This is a genomic window from Halomonas sp. LBP4, assembly GCF_003202205.1.
GTDB lineage: Bacteria > Pseudomonadota > Gammaproteobacteria > Pseudomonadales > Halomonadaceae > Halomonas > Halomonas flagellata.
Genome location: NZ_PDOG01000005.1, coordinates 207,607 through 222,882, shown reverse-complemented (window position 1 = coordinate 222,882; position 15,276 = coordinate 207,607). Strand labels below are relative to the sequence as shown.

Below are 15,276 nucleotides of genomic sequence, written 5' to 3'. Positions count from 1 at the left end.
GTCCTCCTCATGTTGTCGGGCCGTGTGATGACGAAGGCCTGTGGCTCTCGCGCTGCCTACTGTCGCTGTGATCGCGGTTTTTGCAACAGGGCGCGGCCTAGCACTGAACCGGGCCAGGACCTAGGATCAGGCTTCCGCGGCCTCCCCTTTCACCTCGTCATGATCCGACGGACCATCGACCGAGTCGTGAGGGTCGGGGTCGCCCCCCTCACGATCCACTTCCTCGTCGGTATCCGTGGTGCCAAAGGCCGCTACCTCTTCGCGCTCGGCGGCGTCGTCTTCGACATCGCTGTCTGCTGGCGCCTGTTCGTCAGTGGCGTTCGGGGTGTCGCTGGCGCCGCCCTCCTCTGCCGTGTCCTCCTGCGGCGCCTCAGCCGCTGCCGGCGTGGCCTTGGCTTCGCCCCCCAGCGCCGCGAGCATCTGCTCGATGATGTGGGCCAGGGCGTCCGCCATGAGCACGAAGTCCGTCTCCAGGCGAATGACCGCATCACCGTCATCCTCGGCGTTGTTGGCCTCCTCGATCAGCGCATCATCGAAGCGCAGGCTCTTGAAGGTGAAGTCGTCCTGCAGCACCAGCGAGGCCTGTCCCTCAAGGGTGATGGCAATCCTGGTCGCCTGCCGGCCGGCCTCGACCATGGAGCGGACCTCATCCCCCTCCAGGTCGGCCTGACGCGCCGTGAAGCTGGCGTCGTCGCCCTTGGACTTGAGCTGGGCCTGGTCGCCCAGGAGCAGCCACGCCGGCCGGCTGTCGGGCTCGCTGAGCCAACGGGTCATCGCTCGGACCGGGAGCTCCTGGGTAGCGAGCGGGGTGACCTTCAGACTGCCCAGTGTCTCGCGCAGCAGGTCCAGCACTTCCTCGGCGGCCTTGCGGCTGCCGGCGCTCACGCAGATCAGGTCGCGGCGGGTGTCCCACCAGAGGTCCACCTTCTTGGAGCGCACGAAGGCCCGCGGCAACAATTCCTCGATCACCTGCTCCTTGATGGTGAGGCGCTCCTGACGGCGCAGCTTGCGGCCCTCTCGCTCCTCGATCTCGTCGCAGCGCTCCTCGACCTCTTCACGCACCACGCTAGCCGGTAGCAGGCGTTCCTGGCGCAGGGCGGTCATCAAGCGGTGGCCCTGGAGCTCGTGCAGCAGCACGTCGCTCTTGCGCCCTGCCGGGGCCGTCCAGCCCATGCGCTTGGGCTCGCTGCCCCCCAGGGGGCGGCTCATGTGCTCCTCTAGGGCGGATGCCAGGGCGTCAGCAGCCAGTTCAGGCGGCTGGTGGATGCGATGCAGGATGGCGGTCTTGAACCACATGGGGCTCTCCTATTGTCATGTCAGGCGCGGGCAATGATTTCAGGCCCTGGAACTACTGTTGGACGGCTTAGGGTGGAAGACCGGCTCGCCATCCCGCGAGGCGCTCAGCAACGGCTTCTGCCCTTCCTCGATGTACCATGGCATCACCGTGCCGCACTCGTGGCAGACCTTCTCGTTGTTGCTTCGGAACAAGCGCAGGACGTCGCTACCACAGTGCCAGCAGTGCTTGGTCGAGACCTTCATGGCGACAGTTCCTCAGGGCAGCGGGTATCCCTTGGCCGTGGCCCGATCCAGTTCGTCGAGACGCTGGCGCAGGGCGGCCGGCAGGGTGTCGATGGGCGCCAGGGCGCCGTCCTCCTCAGGTTCGGCATCCTGCAGCTGGCGGTAGAGATCGCGCCATTGGCTGAGCAGTACCGACATGGCCCGACGATCCTCCTCGAGCTGCGCTTGCTGCTGGGTGGCCAGGCGGCTGGGGGCTGGGGTTGGCGTGACGAGAGCACCGGGAGGGGCGCCCAGCATGCAGGCCTCGAGCTGCTGGCGGATGTTGTCGGTACAGGCGTCCAGGTTGAAGGTCACGAGGGACTTGGGGTACGGCTTGCTCATGCGAGCTCTTCCTTCTCGGTTTGGGGATGTGCGAACCAGGGGCCGTAGTCCCGGGTACGGCGGTACCCGAGGCGGTCCAGATGGGCTGGCAATGCCGACTTGGCACTACGATCGGTGGCGTAATGGTGTCCGCCGTGGGTATTCAGCCACTCGAGGATGTGCTCGATGTGGTGTTCCTTGCCGTCGGCCATGAACTGCTCGATGGCGGCCATGGTCCGCTTGAAGGGGGTCATGAAGGTCGTTGCGCCTCCCCGAGCCCCTGGAGTGGCAATGCGCATGTCTGGGTTGAGCTGGGCCATCAGGGTCCTGGCAGCGCGTCGTGACCCGGGCTGGATGGTGGGGCTGATCTCTTGATGGAGCCGATACTCCTGGGGGCGCACCTCGTGCCCGACGTCGTAGCGAAAGCGCATCGCCGGATGCTTTTCGATGGTCATGAGTCCTAGGCCGAACTCGCGGATCAAATGGCTGAGCAGCTCGTTGCGACGCCCTCGACTGCGCTGGACCACGATCCAGATGAGATGCGGCATGCCAGTCTGTTCTGGTCGGTCCTGCCAGCGCCAGCGTGATGCCTGTTCGACGACCCCCAGGGTCAAAGATCGCTTGCACTCAACCACCTGGCAGATGCTGGCGCGTGTCGCGATGATGTCTGGCCGCCCCGGGAAGGTGTCGATGACGACCTCAGGGTAGGTCTCCCACTGGTGCTGCCTAAGCCACCGATCCGCTACCGCTGCGATCTCGGTTTCCGTCATGGCCTTGTCGAAGGCGCCCTCTTCCTCACCGGTCCCGGTGAGGCGTATCGGACTCAACCACTCGATCATGATGCACCTCCAGTACGCCGTGGGAGTTCCTCGATCGGGCCACGAGCAGTCGGCACCATGGAAGGCAGGTATTGTAAATTGGCAATGGGCCCTGACCACTCTAAGGGAAGCCAGTTAGGGAGCAGCTCCAGATTCGTGAAGCGTGGGCTACGGGCTGGCTCCTCAAGGAGCTGGTCCCCTATGCGACGCACGATGACGCTGTGTTCTAGCGGGTCGTTGCGCGTGATCAGCTCCACTTCAGCAACAACCGGCTTGGAAAAGTTCCAGCCGCGCACCCAGTAATAGGCATGATTTCCGGCGGCTCGGATAGCATCGACGTCCGGTGGGTATGGGGACCACTCGGCATCACGCATCTGGGAGGCGCTCGTCACGAGCACGGCCGGGTCTCGCTCAGCAATGGACACGTCTCGGTTCACCTCTGCCTCCGCACAGTTCTTGGCCACACAAGGTGGTCTTGAGACCTACTCTACGGATATCGGCAAAGATGCAAGGGGGATGGTGGTGCCTTTGAAGGGCTGAAGGCGTTAATTTCCCAGGCCCTTTATTCTCTCGCCAATCGAAATGTCTATCATGATGGTGTTCCGCATGCGGAACACCCGTCGAGCTGATCTGAGAGAACTCGCTCAGCAGTGGAAGTGTGGGAGAAGGCGTGGTTGAGATCGCTGAGATCACGGCCGCCGGCAAGGCGTTGCCTCGGGGCCATGCAGGGCCAGGGAGGTGTTCCGCATGCGGAACACCTCACCTCGGGGGCGGTGATGTGCTTACGGCTCCATTGCAGCCAGGACTGCCCTCACCTGCCGCCCCGGTGGCGTTGCCCGCCAGATGGAGACAGGTGTTCCGCATGCGGAACACCTGGCGAGACGCAGATAGGGTCCTTCAGCATTGGGGTGTGGCGTGAAGATCAGACAAAGATTGTCTGGATCGCGACTACCGACAGGACTATGCCTTCGGGGCCACGTAAGACCAGGGATGTGTTCCGCATGCGGAACACCCTGGGCATGGCATCAGTGAAGGGAGACGACCGAGGCGCTCGGCGACGACGGGTAGTGGGCTTCGAGGATGTCAATGCGGCGCTTGGAGAGAGCCCTCTCCTCTTCGGCCAACGCCTGCTCCAGGGCTTCCTGGGGCATGCTGTACTTGTCCGCGAGATCCGCCAGGGTCAGTACCAGGGGCTGACTCGGGGGATTCGGGAAAATGCCCAGCAGTTCGGTCATGGAGCTGTTAGCTCCCGACTGCCCCTGTTTCTGCGTCACGGCCAGACTGCGTGCAGCGAACACTTCAAGGAGCGCCAGCTGGATGCGCTTGGCATCCGTGAGATCATGGGTGCGTAGTGGCATGTTGCCGCCACCCAGGATCTTCAGAGCATAGATGCCGAGATCGCCGGCATTGGCGACTCGCAGTTGATAAAACGCGTCGGTGATATCCTGATCAGTGAAGGGAGAGCGCTCGAGCCCAAGCGCTGCCTTGCATTGGGCTGCCAGTTCCGCGTCGCTGTGTCGTCGGAACGCTTGCCACACCTGGACGCGATCAAGAGTCTCCTTGTCGGTCAGGTACTGGTAGGCCATCTCCTGTAGGAAGCTAGCGGGCATGGTGTCTCTCTTGAAAGTCGAATGTCTTCTCGTGACGCCGGGTTGTTCTTGGTTCATTGGCCGTCTGCGCGGCGTTAGGCAGTAGTTGCTGTCCATGGTTCAGTGGGCCCCTACCGAAATGCTGTGCGGCGCGGCTCCGGATACGCCCTGATGGAAGGCCTCCGTCATTTCCTCAAACTCTTCGAGCAGATAGCCACCACGGCCATCCTCGCACAGATCGCCCTTGGATTCGCTGAAGCTCGGCTCCAAGCCGCGTTGATGACGGTAGGCGAGAACGTAGTCGTCAGTCACTCGGTGCTTCACAGAAAGGCACATTCTGGCTCCCCTAGCGTGCGCGAGCTTCTGTCGCAGGCACATACACGCTAGCAGTGATCTCGCTCACAATGCCTTTCGCTCATGCCCTTCATGGGCGTTTTCGAAATAATAAGAGTCAGATCTGACTTGGAGCTTTTTTATCATAGTATTAAACCGCCCCCGATCTGAACCCGGATAGTCAACGGCTTGATATTTGTTGACAGTAGCGCCGTGGGGAACGGTGCCGTGGGACTATGAACGGGAGGCCTGGAGCCTTTGGCGCACCACGTCGTGGGGCACGTCGCCGTACTCCGGGAGGTAGCGTACGATCTGGCGCCGAGCGGCGCCCATGTCGGTGTCGTGGGTGACACCTCGAGAGGACTTCAGCTCCTCGATGATCAGGCCACTCCATGACAGGCCGTCGGCGATCCCCGGGAACTGCAGTATGGTCGTCACCTGGAGGGCCATCACGGCAACGCCTGCACCGATCGTGAAGAGGGCTGGCGGCTCTCTGTTCAGGTACATGGACACTACACCTGCGCCAACTATGACGAGAATGGCACTCTGCGCAAGGAAGCTATCTGGACGCATCGGGACATAGCGATGGCCCAGGTACAGCAGGCGTAGTCGCCACATGGTGGGTTGGCTCCTTATCCGTTGGTCACGGCACGCAGCATGCTGCGCACCAGGTTGTGTGCGCCATCCAGCGCCGCTGGGGATAGCCGGGCATGCGGCTCTTGCGGTTGATCGGTCGTCTCCGCCGGGCCAACCGACTCTCTCGCTCCATCACGCCACTCCCAAGGCTCCACCGGGGCTGGCTGTCGCCACAGTCCCCGGTGCTGTGCTCGGGCGTCGTCCTGCAGGTCATGAAGTGCCATGGTCTTGGCCGAAGGCGGATTGACCCAGGCAAGGCCTTCACTGACCAACCAGCCATTCAGCCATTCGCCCTCCAGGTAGAGGTGGCCGACAGGTCGGCCTTGCTCGTTGGCGCCCTCCTGCATGACCGTCACCACCTTCTCGTGGACCCGCGCCAGCAGCGCATCGGTGGATTCTTCGCCATGCGGTTGATCACCCTCGGGCGCATCGATCTCGGACAGGCTGATCCGCAGGGAGTCACCCAGCTCAGGGCATCCTGGCTCGAGGCAGGTGGTGACGATGGTGACCCGCACCCTGTCCGCGGCGAGTACATGGCTGACTCGGCCATCGTAGGTCTGGCCGAGCACGGGAGATGCGATCAGCGCCAGCACCAAGGCAGCGATCCATCGGGGGAATATGCGGGAATGGGTGATCATGACGGTGATCCTCTGGTGTCGATGAGGCCTGATCGAGGCCCTCGCGCACGTGCTAGGGGTGACTCAGGGTGTTCCGCATGCGGAACACCTGGGGCGGATTCCGCTCACCTGACGTGATATCGCAATCGGGTGCTGAGGTGTTCCGCATGCGGAACACTTGAGGCGGGTCTGCGCCCTCCTCGGCACCTCGGACTTGAGATGGGGTGTTCCGCATGCGGAACACCTCCCGGGGCTGCCGAGAGGTGTTCGTGGTGGGGTCTGGCGTGCATCACTACTGGAGTCCGATGGCTTGCAGCCCCTGGCCGACCCAGGTAAAGGGGGTCTGCATCATGTCAGGCCACAGGTGGAAGGCGGCCATGGTGAAGATGGACCCGAGCACGACACCACTGAGGGATGAGCGCATAAGGAATACCCCCGCTGCGATGGCCAGTCCGACTGGCGGTATGGGAAGCGGCATGATCAGCCCTCCCCTTCTTCGGCGGCCTTGGCGACCAGCCCTTTCATGGCCCCGATGAAGGCCTGAGCCGGCTGGGCGCCAGCCAGCAGCTGCATTTGCCCGGTCTGGTTGTCGACGACGACCGTGGCCGGCGTGCCCGTGATGCCCTGGGAGCGTGCCATCTGCGTTTCCTGGTCGATCCGGTTGCGGTGACGCCCTTCTGCCATGCAGCTCTGGAAGGCTTCGTCGTCAGCGCCGACACTGCCGGCCAGCTTGGTCAGATTGCCCGCACCGGTGCCGTTGCTGCCGGTCTTGTCGTAGATCTCCTGGATCGCGACCCAGAACCCCTTGTTGCCGAGCTGCTCGCCAATGCACTCGGCGGCCTGTGCCTGGACAACCGAGGTGTCGCCGAGCACGGTCAGATGCTTGTACTCCCAGTTCACGTTGCCGTTGCTGCCGTCGACGATGGATTTCGGCGTACCGTGGAACCGCTTGCAGTAGCCACACTCGGTGTCAGCGTACTCGACCAGAGTGAATCGGGCGTCCAGGTCGCCGTAGATCCACTGCCCCTCTGGCGTCTCGTCCGCGGCATCTTTATAAGGCGCGTAGCGGGCATCCACCTCTGCCTGCCGAGCTGCTTCGGCATGGGCGCGGATGGAGGCACTCACCGCCTCCTGGAAGGCTTCCTGGCTGGAGAACTGTTGGGACTTGGACTGCGACTCGACCAGGGTGGTGACGGCATCGGTCAGTTGCGCCACGGCCTGCTGGGTATCGTCGGCCTTCTGGTTGGCACTCCAGGCGGTATAGCCGATGGCCGCAACGAAGAAGATTCCCACCGCGGCGCCAATGGCTAGCGGCATGGACTTGGAGGAAAAGGAGGTCGATGACTGGGACACGGGGTGTTCCTTCTTCATGGGGTCAGGTGAGTGCTAGCAGGCTTTCGAAAGCGCCAAACGCGGCACGGAAGAACAGGCCATAGATGAACTGGGCGAGCATGCCGACGCCGGCCATGGTGGCGATGGCCACGCTGAACAGCAGTGGCTTGTTCCGCCCGTAGGCGAGCATGATCGGCACGGTGCCGCAGGCTCCGATCACTGCCGCTGCCCACACCCCGAGGTCGGGATAGAGCAGGACCTGCAGCGCGATGGCGAGCAGCGTCAGGGTGCCGCAGCGGCCAAAGGCCGCCTGCTCGGCTTCGGTGAAGTACAGACGGTCATCCCGCACGGTATTTTTGGTGCTCATTGCTCTACCCTCCGGCCAGCTGCGCTGGCGATCATGTTCGGTGTCGTTCTCCGGCCTTGCAGGATCAGCGTCCTCCCCTTGGGGAGTGCCAGGACCATCTGGCTGAAGGTCATCTCATCGATCAGGTCTACATCTCGGCCCAGCCAAGTGGTGATCACCATGGGCCTGAGCTGCTCGCCGGCCTCGATGCAGAACCACTGGCCCGACGTCGTCGCCTGCAGGCCTTTCTGGTGACTCAGGGTGACGTAGGGAAACGCCGCGGTGAGTCGCTCGTGAAGCCGTTGTACGGCGACGGCTCGCTTGGCCAGGCTCCACTGCTCTGCATCGACCCCCCACAGCGCCATGTCAGTGAACGATGCCTGCTGGACGCGGTAGTCGAGCAGTCCGTTCTTGTGCTCCAGGAGCTCGTCAACAAACTCCAGCACCTCCGGCCCCTGACCCTCCAGCAATGTGTTCAGTAGCCGCATTTCAGGTGTCGATCCGCATGTTGGATTCTTGTCGTCGATGATACGGATATCCGCCAATACGCAAGGGGTCTGGACGTGCCCTTGAAGGGCTCTGTGACACGTGGGAACGGGGAGGGCGCTCATGCCCTTGCCGCCGCTGACCGCATAGCGCGTTGCTTGGCGACGACCTTGCCATCCGGGAGCAGCCATACCTTCCGGTAGCGGGGACGCCGCCCAGAGGTTACGACGCGGACATAGCCGTAGCTGGCCACGGGCTCGCTTCGCGTATGGGCGAGAATCGTGGCGTAGACGGATAGCTGCAGCCGGTCGGCGCCTGTGGTGCGTGCGTCACGGCGTAGCTTGGTGTCGACCGGGACGAGCACTCCCTTGTGGTTGAGGAACACCTGGTCAGGTGTGCCATGGAGTGCGACCGGGTACTGGGTGCTGATCGGTGACTCGGACATCACCAGCTTGCCTAGCTGGAGTTCCCGCGGCATCCGTTCCTGGGCGGTCCAGTGAACGCGCTTGCCGAATACGCGGCGGCTGATCGCGTCGATCAGGGTGACCCCCAGCGCCAGCACCAGGAAAAGGGTGAACAGTTCAGGTCCCATGGCGATTCTCCTGAGGGGGTGGCGGCAGGCGAACCTGGTCGATGCGCCCATCAGTCATGACGCTGAGGATCGAGCGGCTCAGCGGTGCTCCATCGATACGGTGGCCCCGGTACTCCAACCAGGCCTGGTCGTGCACCTGCACCACGCCATGCGGGATGTCGTCGTGATCGCCAAGCCACATGCGCAGACGCAAATCGAGGATCTCTCCGCTGTCGAGCGCGATCCAGCAATGGGGACTCACGACAGCCTGGCGACGGCTGTCTCGAACAAATCCGCAGTAGGCGTGGTGGGGGATGCCGGCGTCTGTGAGCAGGACGCTCAATGCGTAGGTCATGCCGTCACATTCGACAGGAGCGTCATCCAGCGCCAGCAGGGCGCACTCAAGCTCGTCGAGCCAGTCCGTCAGGTGATCTGTTGGTGTCATAGGTGCATCCATCGTTATTGATTCCTGGGGCTTTCAAAAGCCGTTATAGAGACACTGTGGAGACTCATAGAGAGGTCTCATCGTTGCTTCTTCTAAGCCGTCTCCTTCAGAGTCGTATCATGGTGGACCAAGGGTCTTTATAAGGATGCTGTGGCGGCTCTGTAGTGCATATGATGACCAAGGGTTTTGGCCTTTCGTGTTGTCGCTGCCCTTCTCCGGCCTCTACGTGCATATTTTCTGCCTACCGCACCTATGGTGGCTTTCTAAAGCCGCTTGAGAAACACCAGTGACCCTTGCCAGCACCATACGAGGTATCCGGAATCACGCAAATCAGCACGCCAGTGGCTTCCCTAACGGCTTTCTACGGACTTCCTCCTGCCGCTCTGTCATAGAAAGGAATAGTCCATCACATGCGCTATGGTATGTGGATTCATAACGGCTCTGGATGGATGTTTAAGCGTCCCTCGATAGACGCGAAGTGCCCTGATGATGTGGCGATGTGACAGTGGGGCGAGGGGTCCAAATGCATGGATGCTACAACGGCTTTAGAAGGAATGACGTCACGGTGCAGCAGACCTCGAATTCAGGGGGTAGTGGTCCATGACGCAACGTGTCAGATCCAGGCCATGGCAGTTGTGAGGCCATCGAGAGGTGCCACCGTCATTGGTCGAGACCAGGAGCGATTGTCGATCAATTTTTGACCACCGTGTCTCGAGAATGCAGCGTGCTGGGATAGTCCTAGCAAGGGCAACGGCTTAGCGGTCTGACGTGACAGCGTATTCCACAACCTTGTCCACTCGATCTGTGGATAGCCTCGGGTGACAGATGCGGGAGGTGACGTGCCGGCGTCACGTGGAAACCTTGCCCGAGATCCTGGTGCACGGGCGGTGCGTCGACGAGGCGGCGGTGTCGATGACGTGTCCCGACGACGTGCCGGATAATTTGGTCGAGATGATGAAGTCGCCATGTGCCAACCCCTGTCCCAGGGCGTCGCTGGTGTGCTCGAAGCAACTCCCGCCCACCTGGGCTTCGGCCCACGGAGGGTTGTCATCTAGGCCAGGATGCTCGATCTCAATGGGATAGCTCGCCCCGGCGCGACAGCAGCAGCAGCGCCTCACGTTCCGTGCTGGGCCTGGGCTGGATCAGTCTCGCCATGATAGGACCGGAGACCATACCCGGGTGCACGGCAACTCTGGGCTCGTTGTTCAGACACCACATCCCTTGGGGAGAGTAGGGGGCCGGCGCTTCGCTATCCTGAATCACCCGTGCAACGAGACTCTGCCGGGATCGCCTCTTGTCCTGGGATCTGGATCGAACACGCGAGCGCGGCATTGGCACCGGCACCGCGGCGACGTTGGCTTCATGACGTAGCAGTTGTTCTCTCGCGGCGGCGCCAGGCTTCCCGACACGACGTCATCAATGATCTGCTGTGGGAGCAGCCGCAACGTCTCGGTACGTCATCGAGCAGGGGATGCGCCGTGCATGGATTGAGGCGGAGCTGAGGCGCGGCGGCACCGCGGCACCCGGGTAACGAAAGGGTCGTTTCCACAGCGACCGATGCGCCGACGAAAAACTGAGATGCTGTCTCGATGGCGCCAGCAGGGTTGCCCAGCCTTCGCTAACCGCAGTCATCGCAATGAACCATCAGAACAGACAAGGGCTCTTGCTCGGTGCGGGCAGACGCCGGCCTGTAACGAGGTGTCATCTCGGTGTGCTCCGTGATGGTGCTGCTCGAGGCGCTGACCAAACCCTCGATGATGCGGCATGAGCTCGGATGCCGCGTATTCGCTTCACAGGGCGCACAGGAGCGTTTCTGGCGATAGGGAAGGGTAGAGGCCGCCTAAGGTGGCGATCGAGGCTCACAGAGGCCTTCCCGGAGGCCGGTTTCGAGGTGCTCTCCGGCAATGTTGCCTACATGGGGGTTATCACAGCCCTCTCACGATATGTCACGCACGGATCACTCAGGAGAGTGTCTCTGGTCAGTCGTGCTCAATATGTGGGTTCGATAACATCAATGCCACCACACTCGTTAAGAACGCCCGCTGGAGATGATCCTCGAGTCATCAACCTGGTGACTGATGCGTTTCATCACGTCATAGGCGTTGAGAATAATAAGACAGCACGCAATGCCGTGAGGACATTGTAACTAGCTTTAAGTATGAAAGGCTTATTCGGTGCATAACCGCACAGCAGGAGATCCCCAATTGTTATGTTTCAGCTGCGGATGAAATGTGGTGACAGAGCAGTGGAGGGCGGGTGTCTTGAATGATCATCCACCATAAAAATTCAGGATGGACAACACTATCGATACGTAGCGGGAAATGAAGCGTAAACAGCATTAAGGAAGTCGGTGATAAGTGCGGGTGCCACAAAATGACAAAACACGATCACGCTTATACCGTGTTGTGGTGGTATTCGAATACCGGGCAGGGGAGGGCGGTCATCCTGGATGCCAGACTGATATGTATCTGGCCTCGACATGTGGATACCCAGATCACCCCGGACTAGAGAAAGGGGCAAATCCGTAGCCCCTTCGCGTCATTATAGATTGCCGCCGTGATACATGTACTTGCAGAGATTGGTCAAAGCATAGTCGTGACAAATACGATACCCAGAATGCTGACAGCAGCACCTGTGACCAATGTCATGAAACGACGGTGCTTGAGATTAGATGAAGCACCATCCTGCATGTAACGACGAACCTCTGCGTCGAATCGAGCATGTTCGCGGTTACCTGCCTCAATGTTCATTTCTCGATGAACTGACATGCCACCTGTATTCCCAGATGTTCTGGCAATCGCTGTCGCTGAAACGCTATGTGGTGACGATGCAGTGCGATACTTCGACATGTCATTCACCCTCATCCTATTTGTAATCTTCGTAGCTCTGGTCAACAACCTTCTTGTAGCGTCGCATCAATCGGCGCATCTGGGTGAGTATCATTGCCCGCTCACGCTGTTTCGCGTAATGCCCCTCGACATACTCCGCTAGTTCCTTTTCCCAGGAAGGGCAGCGGGTAAATGTTGCCTTGCTGTAGTTTGGATTATTGCTGGCCGTACCCTTCGGCAGCTGCTTAGCATAATACCGGCCTTTCGAAGGGCCCGATCGCGCCGGTCCTGTCGCTCGCATCCAGACCGCCTGCAACGTCCCGTCGATGACACGCACCCGTGTCTGTAGCGTCGCGTCCTCCGCACCTGAGGCGAGCTCGTCCTGCATGTTGCTCCAGTACGCATCGCAGATTAGACGAGCGTGAGCTGCAGCCGCATAGAACTCGTGTTCGAGCAGCTGCTCGAGCTGCTGGATCGCCGTGGTAGACGATGCCCCGATGTCTGGTAGCTTCAGCGCGTTGTCATCAGAGGACGATCCCTCCTCGGTGACGCGTCGCAACTCCTCAGTCCTTACCACACTTCACCCCCTTTTTGGCTGGGGCGGCTGACGCCCATTTCCCACCCATAACTATCTCTTGGTAGACAGCACGGTTCTACCTCTCAGCGGATCGAGATCCCTCGGCTACGGCCAGCCTTAGTCTACCAATTATTGGTAGAAACGCCACTACCTACTTGTATGTCTACCAAGTTGGTAGATAGCCATGGAGGGCACATCGATATCAGCCATTTGGAAAGCGCTGTGACGATGGGTGCTGGCGTCGCCGGAGGTGCGTGGGTCGTCTTCCTATGTTCACTTCAGAGTGCGGGGTCGGGGGTGATGCCGTGGTCCAGGTAGTGACATTGGCACGGCCGGTAAGGGTCAGGAGCGGCTTTTGAGCGCCACTTGGGTGTGACTTGGTGGGCGGCTGAAACGGCTTTTGAACGACGGTGTAACGTCCTTGCAGCGTCCTGACTAACGTTTCAAAGTGTCCCTCCATGGATGCCACAGCGGCTTTTGAGTGTTGCGTAATTTTCAGAGTCCTATATAGTTGGAGGTGTGAGAGCGCGAGTGCTTACCACTCGATAAGGCAGTAGAAGCATAACTTGCTCAGAGGAGAGCTATCATGTCAAGTGCCAGTGTCGTAGGTCTGGATATCGGCTATTCCAACGTCAAGATGGTCTACCAGGAGGGTGATGTTAAGAAGAGCATTATCATGCCTGCTGGTGCCGCCCCAACGGCTCAATTTTCGAATAACCCAGGCGGCAACATGGGTGGTGGAGCGGCAGGGGCAGCGAAGCCGATCCAGGTTCAGATCGACGGGGAAATATATTTTGCAGGCGTCGAACCTGCGTCCTTGGATTCCTGGGAACGAATCCTCGGTGACGACTACATAGATTCGAAACCATATAGGGCGCTTTTCTACGCGGCGCTTGCCAAGACTGGTATGAATGAGATCGACCACTTGGTAACAGGGCTACCCGTGAACCACTTCATGGATGTTAAGTACCGGCACAGGCTGTCCGCCATGATAGAGGGGGAGCATCAGATCGCCCCTAAGAAGACAGTCAACGTCAAGAAGGTGACAGTTCTTCCTCAACCGGGCGGTGCGTATTACCATGCGATAAACACCATTGAAGATCCGGAGATCATGGAGCGCATTGAGTATGGGCGCTGCATTGTTATCGACCCCGGATTCTATAGCGTTGATTATGTGACCTTTGATGAGGGGGCGATCCGGTACGGATCTGCTGGAACCTCGCTAGAGGCGATGTCTCGCATCCTTCAAAGGGTGAGCGACGAGATTCATAGGGACTATTCAACACCTCCACAGATTCACAACCTCGAAAAAGCAGTGCGCCTTGGCCGTGGTTTTATCATGCACATGTCTGAAAAGGTAATGTTGGCGGATTATCTGCGCCGCGCAGGTTATGAATCGGGATCTACAGCGGTGCAAAAACTCAAGAATACAATCCGTCTCGATGGTGTTACTGCTGATGTGGTGATTCTCGCAGGCGGTGGCGCCGCGTTTTATCAAGAGGCGGCAAAGGAGGCATTCAGTAAGGCGCGAGTTTATGTTCCTAAGGAGCATGTCCATGCAGTTGCTGACGGTTATTTTATTGCTGGCTCTAACGCACTATAACGCTGGCTGACCACGCGGAGAAGATCATGGCTCAAGACGACTCTATGGCCCTTAATTGTCGCGTCCGTATCGACAAGAAGGTCCACCCCAGTCTGTATCAGGAGCTTGAGAGCCTGGGCAGGAGAGATCGATGTGAGCGACTTCGTTCACTGGCTCAGCAGGGCTTGCTCGCTGAGGCTCTCGGGGTGGATGTTGTCGCAGCCGCGGCAAAAGGCAGCGGCCCCCGGCCCAACAGAAGTAAACGCAAAAGCTCTCACAAGGCGGCACAGGCGAGTTCGCCTTCCCAGCCTGAGGCTTCGCAGCCCCAGCCAGCCAGCCCCGTCGAGGAGGGCAAGGCATCGACGGCGGCGGTTGAGGAGGAGGGCAGACGCCTTCGTCCGGACGAACAGCCTCCGGAGACTCCAGTGACCGCCAGTAGTGCTGACGATGACGATGGAGGGCGTGATAGAGCTGAGCCATTACGCAGCAGTTCACAGCGTCTGATGGGTCGGGCCGGGATGCTGACGCCACAGGATGACGCTGTCGACTAGGGAGGTAGATGTCCTGACCCCAGCAAAGAGAAGAAAGGGGCGCTGCCAATGTCGATTGGCAGCGCCCCTTTCTTGGGCCAGCAGTGATAATCATGCAGCTATGTCATGCAACTACCGATTCTGCCGGTGCGATCGCATGCGAGGGGCCTGCGCAGAAAGGGCACTTGGTGGAGCACTCCTGGCGGATGGAGATGAAGTATTCGAGATCGCAGGATGCACACTGCTCGAACATCGCGTCATCGGAACGCAGTTCCTGAGCCAGGCCATAGGCATCGTTGATCGTGATGAAGTCCACTGGGTGGCGATTGATTTCGGACTTCACCAGGACATATGTATCGTAGGCCAGGTTGAGGGCATTGATGTCTACAGACATCAGGATATTCTCGCCGCCGTAGTTGCGATAGGCCAGCATCAGAATGGTGACATCTTCGCGATCCTCTGAACGCTTGATGATGCTCTGCCCCTGACGGATCTGCCGACCTCTAGGGTTCTTCGCCAGCCCCTCAGCCGTCAGCTTGGATCGCAGCGTGCGGATCGTTTTCATGGACAGCTGAGTTTCGAGTTTAACAGCATTATTGATATAGCCGCGCATGATCATGTCCCGCGCCATGGCCACCTGGTCGAACTGCTCTGTTCCTAGTTGCATGATTTCTACCCTTCAGTCGTGCCGTTCGAGCGGCATCTTTC

General features: G+C 60.1%; 18 protein-coding genes. 1 reads left to right on the top strand and 17 read right to left on the bottom strand.

Annotated elements, in window-relative coordinates; all coding sequences use genetic code 11:
* Positions 1–126 precede the first annotated feature (126 nt).
* From CR157_RS17390 to mobI, 16 genes are all read right to left on the bottom strand, one after another.
* Positions 127–1,296 (bottom strand): recombination-associated protein RdgC, encoded by a 1,170-nt coding sequence (locus CR157_RS17390; protein ID WP_110284798.1) that lies wholly within the window; start codon positions 1,294–1,296, stop codon positions 127–129.
* Between the two features lie 39 nt (positions 1,297–1,335).
* Entirely contained in the window at positions 1,336–1,539 is a 204-nt protein-coding gene (locus CR157_RS17385) for a hypothetical protein (RefSeq protein ID WP_110284797.1), read from the bottom strand.
* A 12-nt stretch (positions 1,540–1,551) separates the two neighbouring features.
* On the bottom strand, positions 1,552–1,899 hold the full coding sequence (locus CR157_RS17380; RefSeq protein WP_110284796.1) for a hypothetical protein: 348 nt from the start codon (positions 1,897–1,899) through the stop codon (positions 1,552–1,554).
* On the bottom strand, positions 1,896–2,717 hold the full coding sequence (locus CR157_RS17375) for a hypothetical protein (protein WP_110284795.1): 822 nt from the start codon (positions 2,715–2,717) through the stop codon (positions 1,896–1,898). The genes CR157_RS17380 and CR157_RS17375 overlap by 4 nt, the downstream gene beginning before the upstream one ends.
* On the bottom strand, positions 2,714–3,070 hold the full coding sequence (locus CR157_RS22400; RefSeq protein ID WP_146218728.1) for a hypothetical protein: 357 nt from the start codon (positions 3,068–3,070) through the stop codon (positions 2,714–2,716). Before CR157_RS22400 ends, CR157_RS17375 begins: the two co-directional genes overlap by 4 nt.
* A 651-nt stretch (positions 3,071–3,721) precedes the next feature.
* Entirely contained in the window at positions 3,722–4,306 is a 585-nt protein-coding gene (locus CR157_RS17370; protein ID WP_110284794.1) for a hypothetical protein, read from the bottom strand.
* A 99-nt stretch (positions 4,307–4,405) separates the two neighbouring features.
* A complete protein-coding gene (locus CR157_RS17365) occupies positions 4,406–4,597 on the bottom strand; it encodes a hypothetical protein (RefSeq protein WP_146218727.1) in 192 nt (63 codons plus the stop codon).
* Positions 4,598–4,852: 255 nt separating this feature from the next.
* Positions 4,853–5,125, bottom strand: coding sequence for a hypothetical protein (locus tag CR157_RS17360; protein ID WP_146218726.1), 273 nt, complete (start codon positions 5,123–5,125; stop codon positions 4,853–4,855).
* Positions 5,126–5,250: 125 nt separating this feature from the next.
* Complete coding sequence (locus CR157_RS17355) at positions 5,251–5,847, bottom strand: thermonuclease family protein (RefSeq protein ID WP_258364221.1); 597 nt, start codon at positions 5,845–5,847, stop codon at positions 5,251–5,253.
* Between the two features lie 504 nt (positions 5,848–6,351).
* Entirely contained in the window at positions 6,352–7,224 is an 873-nt protein-coding gene (locus CR157_RS17345; protein ID WP_258364216.1) for a DsbA family protein, read from the bottom strand.
* A gap of 22 nt (positions 7,225–7,246) precedes the next feature.
* Positions 7,247–7,570 carry a hypothetical protein gene (locus CR157_RS17340; RefSeq protein ID WP_110284789.1) on the bottom strand — a complete coding sequence of 108 codons (324 nt, stop codon included), beginning with the start codon at positions 7,568–7,570 and terminating at the stop codon, positions 7,247–7,249.
* Positions 7,567–8,094 carry a hypothetical protein gene (locus CR157_RS17335; RefSeq protein WP_146218725.1) on the bottom strand — a complete coding sequence of 176 codons (528 nt, stop codon included), beginning with the start codon at positions 8,092–8,094 and terminating at the stop codon, positions 7,567–7,569. The genes CR157_RS17340 and CR157_RS17335 overlap by 4 nt, the downstream gene beginning before the upstream one ends.
* Before the next feature lie 62 nt (positions 8,095–8,156).
* The gene (locus CR157_RS17330; RefSeq protein WP_110284787.1) at positions 8,157–8,627 is read right to left on the bottom strand and encodes a PD-(D/E)XK nuclease family protein; all 471 of its coding nucleotides are present in this window, start codon (positions 8,625–8,627) and stop codon (positions 8,157–8,159) included.
* Positions 8,617–9,063, bottom strand: coding sequence for a hypothetical protein (locus CR157_RS17325; protein ID WP_219999972.1), 447 nt, complete (start codon positions 9,061–9,063; stop codon positions 8,617–8,619). Before CR157_RS17325 ends, CR157_RS17330 begins: the two co-directional genes overlap by 11 nt.
* 2,570 nt (positions 9,064–11,633) lie before the next feature.
* Positions 11,634–11,900 (bottom strand): hypothetical protein, encoded by a 267-nt coding sequence (locus CR157_RS22395; RefSeq protein WP_146218724.1) that lies wholly within the window; start codon positions 11,898–11,900, stop codon positions 11,634–11,636.
* A 16-nt stretch (positions 11,901–11,916) separates the two neighbouring features.
* Positions 11,917–12,438, bottom strand: coding sequence for a conjugative transfer protein MobI(A/C) (gene mobI / locus CR157_RS17320; protein WP_110284786.1), 522 nt, complete (start codon positions 12,436–12,438; stop codon positions 11,917–11,919).
* A gap of 604 nt (positions 12,439–13,042) precedes the next feature.
* Between mobI and CR157_RS17315 the strand changes: the two genes are divergently transcribed.
* Complete coding sequence (locus CR157_RS17315; protein ID WP_110284785.1) at positions 13,043–14,059, top strand: ParM/StbA family protein; 1,017 nt, start codon at positions 13,043–13,045, stop codon at positions 14,057–14,059.
* Between the two features lie 633 nt (positions 14,060–14,692).
* Here the strand turns inward: CR157_RS17315 and CR157_RS17310 are convergent.
* Positions 14,693–15,235: a FlhC family transcriptional regulator gene (locus CR157_RS17310; protein WP_110284784.1), complete on the bottom strand. Its 543-nt coding sequence runs from the start codon at positions 15,233–15,235 to the stop codon at positions 14,693–14,695.
* Between the last annotated feature and the right edge of the window lie 41 nt (positions 15,236–15,276).

Coding starts and splice junctions, on each gene's coding strand:
- CR157_RS22400 (WP_146218728.1), bottom strand. CDS start 3,070: ATGCGTGATGCCGAGTGGTCCCCATACCCACCGGACGTCGATGCTATC.
- CR157_RS17370 (WP_110284794.1), bottom strand. CDS start 4,306: ATGCCCGCTAGCTTCCTACAGGAGATGGCCTACCAGTACCTGACCGAC.
- CR157_RS17360 (WP_146218726.1), bottom strand. CDS start 5,125: ATGTACCTGAACAGAGAGCCGCCAGCCCTCTTCACGATCGGTGCAGGC.
- CR157_RS17380 (WP_110284796.1), bottom strand. CDS start 1,899: ATGAGCAAGCCGTACCCCAAGTCCCTCGTGACCTTCAACCTGGACGCC.
- CR157_RS17330 (WP_110284787.1), bottom strand. CDS start 8,627: ATGGGACCTGAACTGTTCACCCTTTTCCTGGTGCTGGCGCTGGGGGTC.
- CR157_RS17325 (WP_219999972.1), bottom strand. CDS start 9,063: ATGGATGCACCTATGACACCAACAGATCACCTGACGGACTGGCTCGAC.
- CR157_RS17390 (WP_110284798.1), bottom strand. CDS start 1,296: ATGTGGTTCAAGACCGCCATCCTGCATCGCATCCACCAGCCGCCTGAA.
- CR157_RS17310 (WP_110284784.1), bottom strand. CDS start 15,235: ATGCAACTAGGAACAGAGCAGTTCGACCAGGTGGCCATGGCGCGGGAC.
- CR157_RS17340 (WP_110284789.1), bottom strand. CDS start 7,570: ATGAGCACCAAAAATACCGTGCGGGATGACCGTCTGTACTTCACCGAA.
- CR157_RS17385 (WP_110284797.1), bottom strand. CDS start 1,539: ATGAAGGTCTCGACCAAGCACTGCTGGCACTGTGGTAGCGACGTCCTG.
- CR157_RS17315 (WP_110284785.1), top strand. CDS start 13,043: ATGTCAAGTGCCAGTGTCGTAGGTCTGGATATCGGCTATTCCAACGTC.
- CR157_RS17375 (WP_110284795.1), bottom strand. CDS start 2,717: ATGATCGAGTGGTTGAGTCCGATACGCCTCACCGGGACCGGTGAGGAA.
- CR157_RS22395 (WP_146218724.1), bottom strand. CDS start 11,900: ATGTCGAAGTATCGCACTGCATCGTCACCACATAGCGTTTCAGCGACA.